The organism is Leptospira chreensis (assembly GCF_016919165.1).
GTDB lineage: Bacteria > Spirochaetota > Leptospiria > Leptospirales > Leptospiraceae > Leptospira_A > Leptospira_A chreensis.
The window spans coordinates 1-15,870 of record NZ_JAFFPS010000048.1 but is presented as its reverse complement, the minus strand read 5'-3'; the positions used below and the strand labels follow the sequence as shown (position 1 = coordinate 15,870).

The 15,870-nt window shown below is 39.8% G+C and carries 14 protein-coding genes and 1 tRNA gene; 6 read left to right on the top strand and 9 right to left on the bottom strand.

Annotated features, from left to right (window positions below; genetic code table 11):
* Positions 1-77: 77 nt before the first annotated feature.
* The 7 genes from JWG41_RS13530 to JWG41_RS13500 all read right to left on the bottom strand — a co-directional run bounded on the left by JWG41_RS13530 (position 78) and on the right by JWG41_RS13500 (position 6,579).
* The gene (locus JWG41_RS13530) at positions 78-1,508 is read right to left on the bottom strand and encodes an MBOAT family O-acyltransferase (RefSeq protein ID WP_205270464.1); all 1,431 of its coding nucleotides are present in this window, start codon (positions 1,506-1,508) and stop codon (positions 78-80) included.
* 1 nt (position 1,509) lies between these two features.
* Positions 1,510-2,748 (bottom strand): LA_2490 family SGNH/GDSL-type esterase, encoded by a 1,239-nt coding sequence (locus JWG41_RS13525; protein WP_205270463.1) that lies wholly within the window; start codon positions 2,746-2,748, stop codon positions 1,510-1,512.
* A gap of 42 nt (positions 2,749-2,790) precedes the next feature.
* On the bottom strand, positions 2,791-3,741 hold the full coding sequence (locus JWG41_RS13520; protein WP_205270528.1) for an LA_2486 family SGNH/GDSL-type esterase: 951 nt from the start codon (positions 3,739-3,741) through the stop codon (positions 2,791-2,793).
* Positions 3,725-4,405, bottom strand: coding sequence for a DUF6989 domain-containing protein (locus tag JWG41_RS13515; RefSeq protein ID WP_205270462.1), 681 nt, complete (start codon positions 4,403-4,405; stop codon positions 3,725-3,727). Before JWG41_RS13515 ends, JWG41_RS13520 begins: the two co-directional genes overlap by 17 nt.
* 96 nt (positions 4,406-4,501) lie before the next feature.
* Positions 4,502-4,575 (bottom strand) — tRNA-Val (locus JWG41_RS13510).
* Between the two features lie 14 nt (positions 4,576-4,589).
* Entirely contained in the window at positions 4,590-5,873 is a 1,284-nt protein-coding gene (locus JWG41_RS13505) for a UvrD-helicase domain-containing protein (RefSeq protein WP_205270461.1), read from the bottom strand.
* Positions 5,874-5,919: 46 nt separating this feature from the next.
* Entirely contained in the window at positions 5,920-6,579 is a 660-nt protein-coding gene (locus JWG41_RS13500) for a class I SAM-dependent methyltransferase (protein WP_205270460.1), read from the bottom strand.
* 80 nt (positions 6,580-6,659) lie between these two features.
* On the opposite strand from JWG41_RS13500, the gene JWG41_RS13495 reads away from it, so the two are divergent.
* Entirely contained in the window at positions 6,660-8,342 is a 1,683-nt protein-coding gene (locus JWG41_RS13495) for a tetratricopeptide repeat protein (RefSeq protein ID WP_205270459.1), read from the top strand.
* Positions 8,339-9,508, top strand: a complete 1,170-nt coding sequence (locus JWG41_RS13490) for a tetratricopeptide repeat protein (RefSeq protein WP_205270458.1) — start codon at positions 8,339-8,341, stop codon at positions 9,506-9,508. The genes JWG41_RS13495 and JWG41_RS13490 overlap by 4 nt, the downstream gene beginning before the upstream one ends.
* Here JWG41_RS13490 and JWG41_RS13485 read toward each other — a convergent pair.
* Positions 9,505-10,479: an alkaline phosphatase family protein gene (locus tag JWG41_RS13485; RefSeq protein ID WP_205270457.1), complete on the bottom strand. Its 975-nt coding sequence runs from the start codon at positions 10,477-10,479 to the stop codon at positions 9,505-9,507. The genes JWG41_RS13490 and JWG41_RS13485 overlap by 4 nt on opposite strands.
* A 50-nt stretch (positions 10,480-10,529) precedes the next feature.
* On the opposite strand from JWG41_RS13485, the gene JWG41_RS13480 reads away from it, so the two are divergent.
* Genes JWG41_RS13480 through JWG41_RS13465 form a run of 4 tightly spaced genes read left to right on the top strand, consistent with a single transcriptional unit; the run spans position 10,530 to position 14,467 of the window.
* Positions 10,530-13,310 (top strand): hypothetical protein, encoded by a 2,781-nt coding sequence (locus JWG41_RS13480; protein ID WP_205270456.1) that lies wholly within the window; start codon positions 10,530-10,532, stop codon positions 13,308-13,310.
* Positions 13,282-13,890 carry a tetratricopeptide repeat protein gene (locus JWG41_RS13475; RefSeq protein ID WP_205270455.1) on the top strand — a complete coding sequence of 203 codons (609 nt, stop codon included), beginning with the start codon at positions 13,282-13,284 and terminating at the stop codon, positions 13,888-13,890. Before JWG41_RS13480 ends, JWG41_RS13475 begins: the two co-directional genes overlap by 29 nt.
* The gene (locus JWG41_RS13470) at positions 13,890-14,081 is read left to right on the top strand and encodes a CopG family transcriptional regulator (RefSeq protein WP_205270454.1); all 192 of its coding nucleotides are present in this window, start codon (positions 13,890-13,892) and stop codon (positions 14,079-14,081) included. The genes JWG41_RS13475 and JWG41_RS13470 overlap by 1 nt, the downstream gene beginning before the upstream one ends.
* On the top strand, positions 14,078-14,467 hold the full coding sequence (locus tag JWG41_RS13465; RefSeq protein WP_205270453.1) for a hypothetical protein: 390 nt from the start codon (positions 14,078-14,080) through the stop codon (positions 14,465-14,467). Before JWG41_RS13470 ends, JWG41_RS13465 begins: the two co-directional genes overlap by 4 nt.
* Here the strand turns inward: JWG41_RS13465 and JWG41_RS13460 are convergent.
* Positions 14,432-15,870: concanavalin A-like lectin/glucanase (locus JWG41_RS13460; RefSeq protein WP_205270452.1), on the bottom strand; the 1,439-nt coding region annotated here is incomplete at its 5' end. The two genes, JWG41_RS13465 and JWG41_RS13460, sit on opposite strands and share 36 nt — an antisense overlap.

The window sequence follows — 15,870 nt, the reverse complement described above, 5'->3', positions numbered from 1 at the left end:
AATCTAATTAAAATTCTATTTAGAAAATACCTTTTGATTTTTAGAATGAAGCCGGTAATCTTTACCGGCTTTTTTATTTAAAATTGGAAGTAGAGGAAAGGACTGGATACTGTTACACTATAAATAATAAACGAAGTGATATAGAGTAAAATACAAGTCGGGATTAAGAAATAGAGATTGTCTGTGATAAAAGCAAACCGGTCTTCTTTTCTGTCTTGTAAGATATCAACTAAAAACAAAAATCCAACAAGAATTACTAAACTAACACTCATTTGTGGGAAGGCACCACTGGCTCCCGTAAAAGCACGTTCTAACATGATATTTGTGATACCCATACCTGTCGGAACTTCTGGTGTTGGTTTTGCTCGAAAGAAAAAACAAGACAGTACAAAAACCCCTACTGGATATATGGGTTGGATGGCACGAGGAACTCGGTTCCAGGCGTTTCGCATGGTTTCAAATTTAAATACAAATTTTTCAACCACCATCATTGTGGAGTGGAGAGTTCCCCAAAAAACGAAAGTCCAATCGGCCCCATGCCAAATTCCAGAAACAAAGGTTGTGATGAAGAGATTGACGTAGGCCATAATCTCACCCCTTCTGTTTCCACCGAGAGTGATGTAAACATAATCTCGTAACCAAGAACTAAAGGAAATATGCCAACGCCGCCAAAGTTCACTGAGTGTTCCTGATAAAAAAGGACGATCAAAGTTTTTGGGAATGTGAAATCCTAGAATTCTTGCGGTTCCAATGGCAATGTCGGAATATCCAGAGAAATCGCAATAGATTTGCACTGCAAATAAGAAAGCCGCAATCCAGATAGCAATCCAATTGTATTCGGTGGGATTGGCATACATGGGATCGATCACATAGGATACAGGATCGGCAATGAAGGTCTTTTTGAAAATTCCCCAGAAGAGTTGTTTCAAACCTTGTTTGAGATTTTCTTTTGTGAAGTCCTTAGAATCTAAAAATTGGTGGAGGACATCACTGGCACGTAAGATGGGTCCGGCTACCAGTTGGGGAAAAAATGCGAGAAAAAGTCCGAAATGGAAAACAGACTTGGCCCGTACCACCACACCTTTGTAAACATCCACGGCATATGATACTGCTTGTAAGGTGAAAAAACTAATCCCCATGGGTAAAAGGATTCCCGATTTTTGCACAAATTCGGGATCACAGGGAGTTAAAGAAAAAGTTTGGTTCCAAACAGTGATGGAAAAATCCAAATACTTAAAAACAAAAAGTAAACTTAAGTTAGTCCAAACAGCAACATTCAACCAAAAGATTTTTTTGGGTTTGGAGGAGGTTAACTCCATGTAGTCGACGGCAAGTTTTGTAATTACAAAAGAAAAAACAAGAAGGATGAGAAACGGAATCCTGAAAATTGCATAAAAGTACAAGCTAACAATGAATAACCAGAGTCCCTGAAATCGTTTGGGTATCAGAAAATATACAAAAATAACAACGGGAGCAAAAATCAAATAATGAACGGAATTAAAAAGCATGTTATTTTATTTCCTTTAGGGCATGACTAATGGACTCAGAAGCCCATAAATTCCCAATTTTTGTTAGGTGGCCATCGCCAGGAATGTAATAGTCTTGGATTCTTGCTTTTTTTGTTTTTCCATTTAAGGTAAATTCACGACCACACATTTTGTCGGTATAAGGAAGGATATCGAGAGTTTTGACACCTTTGGAATCTAAATAACGTTTAGCACGGATGGCATAGGTTCCGAGAGCATTGTATTTTCCGATTTGCCTACAATAAACTTCTTCGATTTGCATAGGAAGGATGACGGGAACAAAGTGGTATCCCTTTTCTTTGGAGAGGTTAATCATCAAATCATAAGCCCTTGTTGTGGTTTCTGGGAGTGGTTCCAAGGAATTCGGGTCAATCGGAGAATCCGAACAGACTACATCTAGATTTTGGATGGGGGCCGGGCAAATGAATTCAGTATTTTCTTCGCATTTTTGTTGTTTGACGGGAAGAATGAAAGTTTCTCGTAGATAGACAATAGGGGAAGTTGTGAGAAGTTTTGTATCAGTAGAAACTAAATACTTGGTTTGTGCAAATTTAACTTTTGTTTGTTCATAGGCAAGTTTGAGGGCTTGCAAAAGATACGAAACCCTTGTGAGTTCAAATTGAATGCGAAAGTTTTGTTTCCAAACAGGATCATTTTCATGCAAAGCATCACTTTCATCATCGGGGAGAATGCCTTGGGCTCGTAATTCGTTAGGCATTGTAAAATCATTTGGTGAGATAAAAAATAATACGGTTTTGATATTGTCGATTTGCGAGGACATGTCTTTCAATCGTTTGTAAGATCCAAGGGATCCATAAGCATCCACACCTAGGTTGAGACTTTGGAATGTTTCTCCCTTCTCTTCGAACCCATCGAGCCTGGAGCAAAATGTGTCCTCATCCGAAACACCAAATCCCATCACTAAACTATCACCAAGACAAAGTAGTTTGGGTTTTCCTGGAATCGGTTCTTCTAATCCGCGAAGGCCGAGGGAATTGGTTGTGAATTGGCCTTGCCATAGGTCTGCGTAGTGGCGAACAAAGCGGCTTTCGTTAGGTTCTAAGGCCACCCCGTATTCAGGATGGTAAGCATGCAAAAGTTTGACATCGCGGTAATAACGTAAAGCAGGCGGATTGGAAAGGCGTAAAATACTTTCCAAAGCAAGTAACGCGAACGGGAAAAATAGGACAATGGCTCCCCATCGTTTCCAGTTTTGAATCATATCCCTCTAAACTTTAGAAATCGAGATAGGAATCAAGCATTTCTAAGGCAAATTTAAGAAGTCCTTCGCAATGGCATCGGCAAAAAGTTTGGACAAGTCAGGGCCTGGATGGCCATCATTCGGGATATAAACTTGTTTTTGTTCCCCAAACAAAACTTCTGTCCTATGGCGGAGGTCGATGGTTTTCACTCCTTGTTCGTTAAAGAAATTTTTTGCCATTTCGTAATTGGGATCTTTGGTATCAGGGATTCCTGATTTGGACATCCCCCAACTAAATAGAATCGAAATTTTGCCATGTGGTAAAGAAGGATCATTAAAAAAATTTCTTAAATTGGTATAAGTGATATGATCTTTCGGATAGAGGATGGGATCACCGGACGAAGTGTACACATTGGTAGGAGGGGAAGGAAGGAGTTTTCGGTAGAGATCAGAATTTCGGATGAGTTGGTAATGGATGGGATAAAGATAACGTTTTAGTCCTCTTTTTTCTCTTTCGTCATCAATAAAGTCGGATGGATTCCAGATCCAATAGATATGTTTGGGCTGGTCTTCAGGTTTGGTTTTGGCCACACCTTCTTTTAGGAGTCGCAAAATTCCATTCGTTCCAATGGCATCCACTGCAAGCACTCGCGTATTTATTTTATGTTTTGATTTCAGATAAAAAGCGGGTGTTTCTTCGGTGGTGAGTCCATACCCCATAGCCATCGAATCACCGATTAACCAAAGATTGGTGGTGTTGGATTCCTCCTCTAGAATTCGTTCTCCCAAAGAATTGGTTTGGATGTCCCAAGTTTTTCCATCATTACGGGTAAACTTGTCCTTCACATTGGGACAAAGGCGAATTTCAGAAAACCCGTACAAACAATGGATTTCTTTATAACGAATCTCTTCGGAATTTGTTTTGGATACAAACCGCAGAAGACCCTCTCCCAGTAAAATCACAAGGAGAGTGGTAAGGACTATTGATACAGAAATTTTATAGAATTTTTTCAATGAGAAGGTAAAAGAAAGAAAGATTTCCAATATAAAGAATCATCACTAAAAAGCCAATCGCCATCTGAAAGATATACGCAGAATAGGAAAATCCTTGGTAGGCGAGGTAAGCAGTGATCCCTAAAATCATTTCAGGAACTAACACATAATAGGCTACTTTTCCCCACATCTTCACATCTTGTGCATGCCAAGATCCAAGAACCCACATGGTTGCTTCCGAAGTTCCAAAAATGACTAAGGCAATGATTCCTACCCAAAGGCAGGTGCCGATAATGGATACAGACATTTCTTCGAGTTTAATTCCTGAATACACGCAGATAAATAAAGGAATGGCCCAAAGCCCTGCCATATAACCAGAAACAGTTCCGATTTTCATAAATCCATCTTCTGGAAATACTAATACTTGTAATACGGTAGATAAAAACCAATCGGGAAATACCATAAGAATCGACAAGGGAACCAGGAATTTCCAAATCCGAAACGGAGTGTGCCAACGAAAGACCTTACAGAGGCCGGCAAAACTAATATGGAATAAGAGAGTGAGCGCAGCAAGTTTCGTCCCAGCGGAACCTTCTCCCCAATAAAGAACAAGTCCGGAGACAATACTAAATACCAAAAAATACAATGCCAAAAGGAATTCTTCTGCGAGGAACTTAAGTTTCATCGGTTCGAATCTTAAAGCCAAGGGAATGAGATGCAAGCGGAAACTTAAAAGAGTGTGGTTTTAAAAAATGAAAAGACGCAGGTGTTTGAATATCCTTGGGAGATACTGGGTTCGAACCAGTGACCTCTACCATGTCAAGGTAGCGCTCTAACCAACTGAGCTAATCCCCCAAGGTAAAACCACTTCACCAGAGCCGGACCCACCGTAAAGTACGATTTCTAAATCGGTTCCTGATTGAAAAATCTCCACTCATACGATCAGCGAGCCGTTCGGGTTTGGTGGTATCAGAAATTAAGAGAACCAAATTGTCTTTTGCTCGTGAAAGGCCTACATAGAGAATCCTTCGTTCTTCCGCTTCGTTGGTATCTTCTGTGTCTTCACTCCAACCAAGAACTAGATCGAGAATTACCGTTGTGAATTCTAATCCTTTGGCACTGTGGATGGTCATGATTTGTGATGGAGGGACACCGTGACTGATCCATTCGCTTTTCCGGTAATTGCTTCGGGTGAGTAGAATGCTTGTTGGGTCTTTTGCAAACCACTCCTTCCAAATCTCCATGGGCCTTGTTTCCGTATCTTTGATTCGTTCTACAAGGAAAGTTCCTTTTTCATTCCGGAAGGTTTTTACTAGTTTCGGAATTTTGTCTTTGTTTGGTTTTAGCGGAAGTAGGGAGGCCGTGATGATGGAATTCTTAGAACGGTAGTTAGTGGACAAATGGTATTGAACCACTCTCGGGAAATGGTTGGGAAATTCTAAAAATGGTTTGGGAGTGGCTCCTCGAAATCCATAGATGGCCTGCCAATCATCACCAACTACTGTGATGGACTGGAAATTCATTTTTTGAATGATCTGGAGTTGGGTTTCGTCTGTGTCTTGGAACTCGTCTATGATAAGGGCTTTCCATTTTTCCTTGACGAGGTCCGCGGACGGACTGTCCAAAAATCGAAGGAAATCAAAAATCAAATCATCAAACTCGAAGTAGTGATTTTCTATCTTCCACAAGCGAAAAGAGGACTGAAAGGATTCGTAAACATCGGAGGAAAGCTCTCGGAAACGGTTCCCGTTATTTTTAAAGAGAATGGGAAAGGGAATTCCACCAATTTCCCATTGTATAGGAGATAAGATTTCTTTTACAATTTCCCATTTTTTTGATTCACTAAGGAGCCTGTAACGAGACCATTCTTTGGTCTTATCATATTTTTTTAAGGCATAGTAACAAAACGCATGAAAGGTGGAGATATGATAGTTGGTAGAGAGTCCTTTTTTATGGCAGCGTTCTTTGAATTCGTTCGTGGCTTTTTTGGTAAAGGTGACAATGAGAGTGTTTTCGGGAGGGATGGAATTTTCTTTTTCCCTTTCTTCCAAAAGTCCAATCATGGTGGCAGTTTTTCCTGAACCGGCACCAGCAATCACTTGTTTGATGGAATGACGGGAATGGATGATGGATTTTTGTTCTTCACTCCACATAAATAGTGAGCGGAACGAGAAGAATGTTTGGTTCTATTTTTTTAGATTATTGTTTGAAGACAGCCGTGTCGTCATCTTCCTCTTCTTTTAGATCGTAGTATCCATAAATAAAACTAGGACTTGCTGTTACTTCCATTCCATAAAAATGTTCCGAAATCCTTCCTGATTTAGTGACATCCAGTTTGTATTCCTCCGCAAGGAATTTCATTTTATCCATGGATATCTTCTCATTGATTTTGGGACCAAATCCCGATTCGGTTTTGGACCAATCGATAATGAATAATCTGCCTCCCGATTTCATGGAGCGGATGAGACCATCCATCGCCAAACCTGGGTTTGGGAAAGTAGAAAGGCTGAGAGAGGCAAAGATGATTTCTGGAACGGGTACCCATTCCGGTAGTAAGGGGTGGTCGGACTGGTCCATATGGAAAGGAGTGAGTTGTTCGATACCCTCCATCAGTTTACGGCGTAAAACCATATCTATGATCTCTTGTTGGCATTCGGCGGCCCAAATCCAGACATGAGGAAACCATTTCCGAAATTCTTGGAAGTAGAACCCAAGCCCACTTCCGAAGTCGACCAGGTTGTTCAGTCCCTTCCAATTGAAAAAGGCGTACACGTCCTCAGGGGGACAGACCTCTCTTCTATGGCTCGAGAGTAGGTATTCCTGGTAACTTTGGGAACGGTAGTATTCCGTTTCGGACATAATGACAATTCTCAGAGAAAAGCTGGGAAAGTACAAACGAAAAATTCAATTAGGGGACCTTTACCACCGAAAATCTAAGTATGAAGTTCTCGATTCAACTTTGGACGGTTGTACTACTATTGTCGCTAGTTCCGGTTTCGGCAGATTCTGGGTTTGAGGAAAGCCGTTATCCCACTATCGCTAAGGCAATTCATGCAAGCCTTCTGCCTGATAAAAAATCGATTCGATTGGATTGGGATCCGCCCAAACAAGATGGGGAAATCATCGTGGCTCGTTCCACGGTTATGATTGATAGCCCAGATAAGTTATACATTGCCGATTCTCTTGGACGGTACAAAGCCTCCGGGACCAATGCCACTCGTTTGTATTTTGATTATAATTTGAAACCGGGAACCTATTATTACGCGATCGTTATGGTAGCGGATGTTCGTCGGCGCGAAGTCAAATTATTTTCAAACCAAAATTATACTGTAGTTCCCGTACATATTGCGGAAGAAAATGGAACTCCTGTTGTGGGACAAAATCCTGATTTCCCAGCCTTTCCTGCGGATGCCGGAATCCAATCGATGGTGGGAGGGGTCTCTGGAATTACCGCGAGTATCGAAAGAAAGTATGTTCGTTTGAACTGGACACCACCAAACGGTGCTACTGCGGGAAGAACTCAGTATACTGTTTATCGTTCTAACTCTCCTCTCACAAGTTTACCTCTGATGCAAAAAGCAGAAAAATTGGCCGAAGTCACTCATCCAGTGAATTCTTTTTTAGACCAAGATTTGGAAAAATCCCAAACGTTGTATTATGGAGTTTCTGTCAAACAAGCGGGTGGTGAAGAAACTCTTCCCTTGGAAGATAAAAAGTCCACTTTAAGAGTGTTTTATATCAAACAAACGGAGAAAACCAATGCAGAAGTCATTGTGGAAGATTCTCCTAAAAAACCAAAACAAGAAGTAGCATCTAACGACACTCATACGGATTTGGGTGGTGTCATGCATGTTCGTGGACTTGGTTACGAACGAGTCGGCAAAGGTGCTGTGATTAGTTGGATCAGTCCAGAAGCTGCTGATGAAACCACTGTTTATAGTTTGTATGCTTCGGTGAAACCACTCAACCAAGGTGCCTCTTCTTTCGGACAAGGTTCTGTTGTGAAAGTGGCAACCGTAGTACATCCCAAAACTAATTTTTTTATCAAAGAACTAAAAGAAATCGATGAACTCTATTTTGGTGTGACTGCTAAGTCTAGTGGGATTCCAGAAGACTACCAATTGAAAGAAAATGTATCTTATTTCAAATATGATTTTTCAAAGGACAACCTTCCACCGGAAGAACCGAATGTGGTAGCAGAGTCTCATCCAAAAAAAGAACCTGAAAAATCAGAAATTTATAAAAATGAACATGCGGTCACTCCGACAGATTCTTTACCACCGAGAGAACCGGAACAGGTAAATGATTTTAAAGAAGAAACATCAGCAACGGTAAATTACGATTTAGGTCAAACCGATCTGAATCGGATCATTAAAGAAACAGTCATTAGAAAAAAATATGAAACAGCTGTCTATCGGTTAGAAGAATATTTAAAAAACGAATCCAATGTATACTTACGAGGAAAGGCTATGTTCTTTCTGGGAGTGAGTGCGTTGAAAACGGGTGATACAAAAAAAGCATTAAAATGTTTTTTGAAAAGGGAAACAAAGTCCTATTCACCAACTCGAGTGGAATTTTGGACGAATCAAACCCTAAGTCAGGCGGGTAGAGGGAATTTATGAATCGAATCATTGTAACCTTAGCAGGTTTTTTATTTATTGTTGCAGGTCTTTCTACTGCTTACTACCAAACTAATATTTCTGCAAAGGAAGACCAATCCCAAGCGATTTTAGAAAAAATTGCGGAAGGGGAAGAATACTTAAAACAATCCAACCCACAAAGTAAAGAGAAAGCAATTGTCATCTTTTCTGAGTTAGCTGGAAAACGTGGTCTGGAAAAGTATGAATTCCAAATCAAATACAACCAAGCAAGGGCTCTAGAAAAGAATTCTGATTTTTATCCAGCCCTTGATATTTACAAAGATCTAAAAAAGAATTCTAGTTTAAAACCAGAAGAAAAAGAACGGTTAAGTTACTCTCTTGGAAATTTACTTTTAAAGATTGGGAACGAATCGGAAGGTAAAGCTCATTTAGAGTCCGTTTTACAAGCTAGCTCCGATAATAAACTCCGATCTAAATCCTTTTTGGCTCTTGGTGATTTTTATTATAAAACCGGCCATTTTGAAACAGCACGTAAAAATTATACCTTAGGTTTACAAGAAGATCCGAACAATACAGAATCAAGAATTGGTTGGGGAAGATCCCTTCGTAAATTAGGAAAAGATTGGGCTTCCTTTGATGTATTTGATGAATACATTGAAACCGCTGACCAGTTATCCGGAGCCGATGAAAAGGTAGTTGGAGAATACAAAGACTCTGTTTTTAAAGATGCGAAAGATAATTATACTAAGAAAAATTATGTAAAGGCGATTGAACTATTTCAAAAAGGAATTGGTGTCAATCCAAGCCCCAAAAAAGAAGAGGAAGCCTTGTATTACATCGCTTTGTCTTATGATGCGATGGGAAAACAGATTGAATCCCTTACTTATATCAATAAGGCTTTGAATAACAGTGATTATTCGCTCGACCAAGCGGCTCTATACAAAAAAGGAACCATTTATTTCCGACAAGGGAAATTTGAAAAAGCAGCCGGTATATTCCAAACGATTGTAGATAAATACCCTAAAAACCAGATTACCGACAAGGCGATTGCATGGAAAAAAGAATCACTCGATCAGTTTACCGACCATAATGATCTTGATGGTTCAGATGTATCGTCTGACTCTGATTCACCTAAACCAAGTTCGGTGTCCAACCGACCAGAATCAGGAAGTGATTTAGAGTTTTAGTCGGACTTAATTAGAAATTCATTCGTTTTTGTATTCTGGAGGGCTTCCTCCATTCCGAAAGTTTTATAAATTTCCGGAACAATGTCTGCAAGCGAATGTATATTTTCAGCGAAGCGGTCAGCATTCTTACCATAGAGAATGGTGGCCGCCGGGTTTTCCGTATGATTTTTTTGGCTTAAGTCTTCCATATTTCCATGATCACTCGAAACAATCAGTAAATCTTTTTCTGGATCCAGAGTCTCAAGGATCCCACGAAAAAAACCTTCTAAATTTTTAATCACAAGTTCGGCCTTTTCCCAATCCATGGCATGTCCCACCTTATCTGTGAGAAAGTATTCATACAAAGCCAATTGGTAGTGGGCAAATCGAGTTATGGATTGTTTGCCAAGTAGGTAAGGATCTCGTCTTTCTAGAAGTGGATCGCCCGCTTTTAACATATCAATCCCCATAGTTCCCATAATTTCATGAGTGAGGTCCATATAAAGGCCTCTTTCATTCCTAAGGTCATCAAAGTTCTTTAAAGGTCGGCCACTAGCTAACTGGACTAAGGTGGAAGCAGAAACCAGTTTTGGTTTTTCTTCTACGTGTTTGAGATAAGGTGGGGAAAAACAATTTAGAAAATCACTTAGGTGGCCATTTTCATTTAATACTTTGATGAGAGAATATTTGGCGATGATTTTACGAAGGGTGATGGTGGGAAACCCACTCACATGACGATCGAGGACCTTCGGGCCAGGAATTCCTGTCCAAAGAGCGGTTTGTCCTGTGGCCGATTGGGGGAGGCCAGGAACCCCCATATGGGCATCCGTTTTGATATAATGTAAGGGAGAAAGGAGCTTCGGAAGGTCGGCATCCGCTACCGGGATTCCTCCAACGGGTGCTAAAAAACCTTTGGCAAAACGGCTAAATGGATTGGATTTGGGGTCGTAGTTTGCGATTCCCACTCCGTCCAAAAATACATAAAAAATCATTCCTTTCCTTGGACTGATTGGTTTTTGCCAATCACAACCCGATAATTAGAATGATGAAACGGAATTTCGGAAACCTGTCTATTCTTTTTGGATACTTGGTGGTTTCCCTCCTCGTTACCTCCGTTTTATTTGGGTATTTTGAATGGCTTCGCCCTTTGCGGATGAAATCCAATTTGGTTTCTGCCTTAAAACGTTACGATGAAGACAGAACGAAAGAGTACTTAAACACACTCGAGTTCTTTTTTCGTGAATCGGCACTTCCTTACCGCGCCTCTCACGTCACCACTCGCATCCAACAAACTTTGGGACTTAAGTTTGTACGTTTGTATGATGATTCCCTGCGACTCATTCATAGTACAAATGAAACAAATGAAATCTTCCAGGAAGAATTAAGACAAGACCCTTCTGGTCTATTGGAAGGAAAACTCCGAACATTAGCGAGCGGCGACTTTGTGTATCGTGATCTAACCGGAAAGTTCTTTGTGGTTTTTCCACCGGGTCCACCAATACCGGCCCAAATTCAAAATGCCAACTTAGAATATGGATATCTTTACTGGGCCTTTAATCCCAAATCACAAAAGATTTTGTATACCAATGACGAATCGATTCTCACGGGAGACCGCGAAAGCCATGAACTTCTTGGACTTTTTACTGGTAAAGAGGGACAGACCATCTCATGGCAGTTAGATGGTCAAGATTCAAAACTCATTTTAGAATCCACAGATGTTTTTTCTGTTTATTTACTTCGCCAGTCGGATTCAGAAGCAGATGAAATTCGATTTGGATGTTTTATCCTTTTTCTCGTAACTTTTACTGGATTGTTTTATATTCGTTTTGTTTGGGTTGTGACTCATTCCCATGGATTCCAATTCAAAAGGCGAATCCTTTTACCGGTAACCGCCTATTTGATTTTACTTTTGTTTTACCAAAAAAGTTTCGAACTTTTTCCTGATTACCGGTATTACAAACCTTGGGCTAAACATAGGCTCATCCAATTTGAAGAAACACTTTCTGTTTTAGAAAAAAATTTGCAACGAGAAGGTTTGGGAGAAGGTGGGGGACAGGGTGCCACAGAAAGGATAGTTTCCGAACTCTATCTTTGGAAAAAAGGGCAGGCAGATTCCACATCCATCCAAAACCGATTTGGAACAGAGATCTTTGGTTTGTTTGAAAGGATAGAAAACCATCCCATCACCATCTTACTCGAATCTGAATTTGATTTAGTGTATCTCATTCCGAAAAGAAATGAAAAGGATGCTTCTATTTCTATCCTTGTTGCAGTTCTAGATTCCAATCTGTTACAGGCAAAAAAAGAAAAAGATAGAGATGAATTTTATTTTCCTTTGGTGTCTGCAAAACTATCGGATAACAAAAGTAAGGAACAAGTTCTATTCAATCCCAGAACTTGGAGGGGAGATGATAGTTCTAAGTTTGTCCATTTGGAATCCAAAAAACAATCGGTAGGATTTTTAAATCATAAATTTCATTCCTATTATATTGCAAAAGAACAAGGAAAACCTGGGTTTTTATCGGGTTTATCCGTCTATCGTTACTCTTCATTTCCTCCTTATCTATTTAGTTTTGGGTTTTTATTTATAGGTCCTTGGATCTTCTTTGTGCTTTGGACAAGTATCAAACGTAAGTGGGAACATAACCATAGTCCTGCGTTAGGGGAATCCCTTTCGGTGAGTGATGAGTCACCTGTAGTAGAGATCGAGATAAAAAAATCAGAGTTTCCTAAAGAAGGAATTGAAACAAAAATGGAACCCCGTATAAACTATACAAATCCTGTGAAAAAAACAAGTTTCAAAATACTACCACCAGCAGCTTGGAAACGAATTGCTATTTTAGATGCAGTACAAAAAAAACGAGAAACTATTTTTAATCCTGAGTTAGAAAAACTGGTCCACTCAGTCACAAAAAAAGGCGAGTCTCTTCCACAAGTAGAGAAGGCTTCTCCGGAAAGTTTTTTAACTTTGATTCCGGAAGAAAAACGTTTTGAATATAGTTTACTCGATAAAATTTATAGAGAGAATGAAATCTCTTATGATGGGATTATCGGTTATACAAAAAACTTTATAGCAAGGCTTGGATCTCCACGATTTTCTTATCTGTTTTTAAATGATTCCCTTGGTTCCTTTCACAACCAAATCTCTTCGGGCCTTGACTATAACACCCGTTCCAATCTCATTTTTTTACACCATGATCCGTATTTACCTTTTGATGAATCAGGGTTTGCCCTTCTGGATGTGGACGATACGGTAAGACTTGACCGGTTCATTGCGAAAAAATTTTCCTGGGAAATTTTATTACAAACAGAAGCCATCATTGCCTTCCATATGGAATCTCTTGGATTCCCGGGAATCTTTTTAGTCCTTCTCAGTAAAGAAGAAAGGAGTAAGTTTCTCGACTCACACAAACGAATGATCCAGGATAAACTCCGCCAAGTGATTCCTGCCCTGCATGTCCTTGTGGAAAAAGAAGAACGTAAACCTGAATTTTTAAAAGATAGTTTGTCCTGGATGATTCGTTCCTTTATGCAAGCCACCTTCGGCGGAAAAAGAGCCACGTCAGTCCTTCGCATCCAATGGCCCGAATACCATCCGTCTCCGGAATGGGAAAGGTCCAAAAAACATTTTGTCGATTCTGTGCAGACTTATTTAGAAAGCAAAGACAGGTTGATTGAAACATCGCCCAATTCTATGTTGATTGTAACGGCTAAGGATTTGTATCTTTCTGTGATTCAAAAATTACAGGAACTACCTTTCCGCCATGAAATCAAATCAATGAAATTCCCGGACGATGGACAGAACTTTTACTTATACTTCTAAACTAGTTTGTATCTTTTTTATTTCTGTCTCCATACTCTGGGCTGGTGGTAGTAAAAAAAAAGAAGAAACAACTGCTCTCAAAAAACAGATTTATAACCTCCACAAAGTCGATGAAGAAACCACATCCATTCCTTATTTGGAACGTTATCTTGATCTAAGCCAAAATGAATTGTATTTTAAACTTCTCTATGCGAAAGCACTCCTTTATAGAAATGATTTGTCCGTGCCAAGGCCCGATGAACCGGCAGAAGACCGGATCAATAAAGCAAAACTAATCCAAAAAAATTACAATCTATCTTCCAAACTCTTCCAAGAGAATGTTTTGCATTTGGAGAAAGTAAGACCAAGGGATCCCAATTTGGGTCGGTGGTATTACCTTTGGGCTTTCAGCGAATGGTATTCCGATAACAAAGAAAAGTCGATCAAACTATTCCAAAAGGCAGTGAAGTTGGACTACCGTTTGACCGAATCTTATTATAATATCGCATCCCTTTACGAATCACTCGGGCAGTGGCAAGATGCCAATTTGTATTGGCGTAAATTCGAAAAGGCTGAAAAAGAACTGGAAGAAGAAGACTAATGGCAAAAATTGATAAACGTTTCCAAATCCTACTTTCGGAAGAGGAACAAATTTTATTAAAAAATGAAGCATCGAGACGAGGGATTTCCGGAGGCGAACTCATCCGCATGGCTCTAAAAAATGAAATCATCCAAAAATCAGAACTATTAAGAAGACAAGCTCTTGTATCTCTTACGGAGATTCTGGATTGAAACTCTATTTGACTTCTTCTGTTTTGTTTGCTCTTGTTCGGTCTCCACGAAAAAAAAAGATCCAAAATCTTCTGTTAGAGGCTCTCGATGCCCACGAAAGATTTTTTACTTCTTCCCTTTCTATTTTTTTATTATTCCAACTTTTAGGGGAACTAGAGGTTGAGAAAAAAAAACAAATCCTGCGTTTTCTGGAAGATCTCACCGATTCCATTTTCGATTTAGACACCGAAGGCCTCCGCACCCAGTTGTTTATGGCAGAGTCTTGCGATATCGAAATGTCCATTGCTTTAAAAGAAGGAATGGATGTTGTTGTTTTGGATTTGGAAAGGGAGGTGGCCTCCCTTCCTTTGTTACTGGTGCGAAACTTCTTTGGGGAAACTAAATGAAATGGGGGGAGAGAGGGGACTTCGTTGGTCTTTCGAATCCCATTCATTCAGATAGCGGTTGTAAGCTGATATTCTAAAGTAGTAAGTCAATCCTGGTTGGAATAAAAGTCCTCTTTTTTCTTTTCTAGAGGTATCCACTTGGTCTGCGAGAGGACGAAATTCATCGGCTCCCAGTTCCCCTTCAGGAATATAAATATTTTGCACCAAAGTATCTTCCGTGATACAAAACCTTTTGTTTCGGAAACTGCTATCGTCTTCATTTCCGTCAATTTTCCCTAAAGCACCAGTTTTATCTTTTTTTACAAAAACAGAACCTAACATCCGATTGGGAGTGAGACCGTAATGGATGATATAACCACCACCATTTTGGACTTCTTTTTCATGATTGGAATTCCATAAAAAACAAAGAGGTTGGCCCAGTTTTCCATTCTCTTCCAAGCGAAAACGTGTGGGAAGGTCGGGAGGAGTTTGTTCTATATATTCAAAAGATAGGGCTTGTATGTTCGGAACCGATTTTCCCATAGGGTCTGGACGAAACCATACTTTCCATTGGTAGAATTTGAATTTATTCTTTGGAAGTTCGTTCTCTAAAGATTTGATTCTTGTCCAAGGAAGGTTTGTGTTTGCATCCACAAACTTTTGGTTCGATCCTCGAAAGTAAAGTTCAAGCATAGTATCTTTGGGTTGTTCTACATTCCAATGGATTTTAGTCAGTGAAGAGTTACTATACTTAGTTTCTAAAACGGGGGAGATGGCAGTGCTTCCTTCCATAAAACCAATTTTAGTTTCATCATCATAACGAACGGCTTCAAACTTAGTGTATTCGACTTCCGGTTCGCCTTTGTGGATATGAAACCCATCTAAGTTTCCATAAAATGATTTTCCGAGAACAAGGGGAGTGGGATCATTTTCCGGAAAACCAAAACCTATGGTATCTGCTTGGTGATTTTCATATTCCGCAGTTTCGATTCCATTTTGGTAGAGCACATAACGATGGTTTATGGTATCAAAATAAAGAGAGATCACTTCCCAAGACTTACGTTTGATTTTGACTGGTGATTCTAAAATGAAACTCGTGGTTCTGCCTTCTGTTTTTTGGAGTAGGTGGTTGACGTAGAGGGTTGGTTTACTTTCGTTTAACTCGAGTGAGATGCCGTATTTCTTTCCCTTCACAAATACGGTTCGATCTAAAATTACAGACCCGGCACCTTGTTCCCCCATCCAAATCGGAATGGTGATGGTAAAAGGATCGGGATGGGTTCCAAAAAGGGAATTCCCAGAAACGGAAAGATGGATTTGGTTTCTACGACCGGAAAAGTAAGCAGACCTTTTACCAAAAAAGTAAGTTTGGTCATCCACCAAATAGGAGGAAGAAACAACAGAGATGGATTTGGATTTAAAAG

Bases quoted from the DNA above. Each gene is read 5' to 3' on its own strand.
- JWG41_RS13530 (WP_205270464.1), bottom strand. From the start codon at position 1,508: ATGCTTTTTAATTCCGTTCATTATTTGATTTTTGCTCCCGTTGTTATT.
- JWG41_RS13475 (WP_205270455.1), top strand. From the start codon at position 13,282: ATGGACAGAACTTTTACTTATACTTCTAAACTAGTTTGTATCTTTTTT.
- JWG41_RS13500 (WP_205270460.1), bottom strand. From the start codon at position 6,579: ATGTCCGAAACGGAATACTACCGTTCCCAAAGTTACCAGGAATACCTA.
- JWG41_RS13470 (WP_205270454.1), top strand. From the start codon at position 13,890: ATGGCAAAAATTGATAAACGTTTCCAAATCCTACTTTCGGAAGAGGAA.
- JWG41_RS13485 (WP_205270457.1), bottom strand. From the start codon at position 10,479: ATGATTTTTTATGTATTTTTGGACGGAGTGGGAATCGCAAACTACGAC.
- JWG41_RS13480 (WP_205270456.1), top strand. From the start codon at position 10,530: ATGATGAAACGGAATTTCGGAAACCTGTCTATTCTTTTTGGATACTTG.
- JWG41_RS13505 (WP_205270461.1), bottom strand. From the start codon at position 5,873: ATGTGGAGTGAAGAACAAAAATCCATCATCCATTCCCGTCATTCCATC.
- JWG41_RS13495 (WP_205270459.1), top strand. From the start codon at position 6,660: ATGAAGTTCTCGATTCAACTTTGGACGGTTGTACTACTATTGTCGCTA.
- JWG41_RS13490 (WP_205270458.1), top strand. From the start codon at position 8,339: ATGAATCGAATCATTGTAACCTTAGCAGGTTTTTTATTTATTGTTGCA.
- JWG41_RS13515 (WP_205270462.1), bottom strand. From the start codon at position 4,405: ATGAAACTTAAGTTCCTCGCAGAAGAATTCCTTTTGGCATTGTATTTT.
- JWG41_RS13525 (WP_205270463.1), bottom strand. From the start codon at position 2,748: ATGATTCAAAACTGGAAACGATGGGGAGCCATTGTCCTATTTTTCCCG.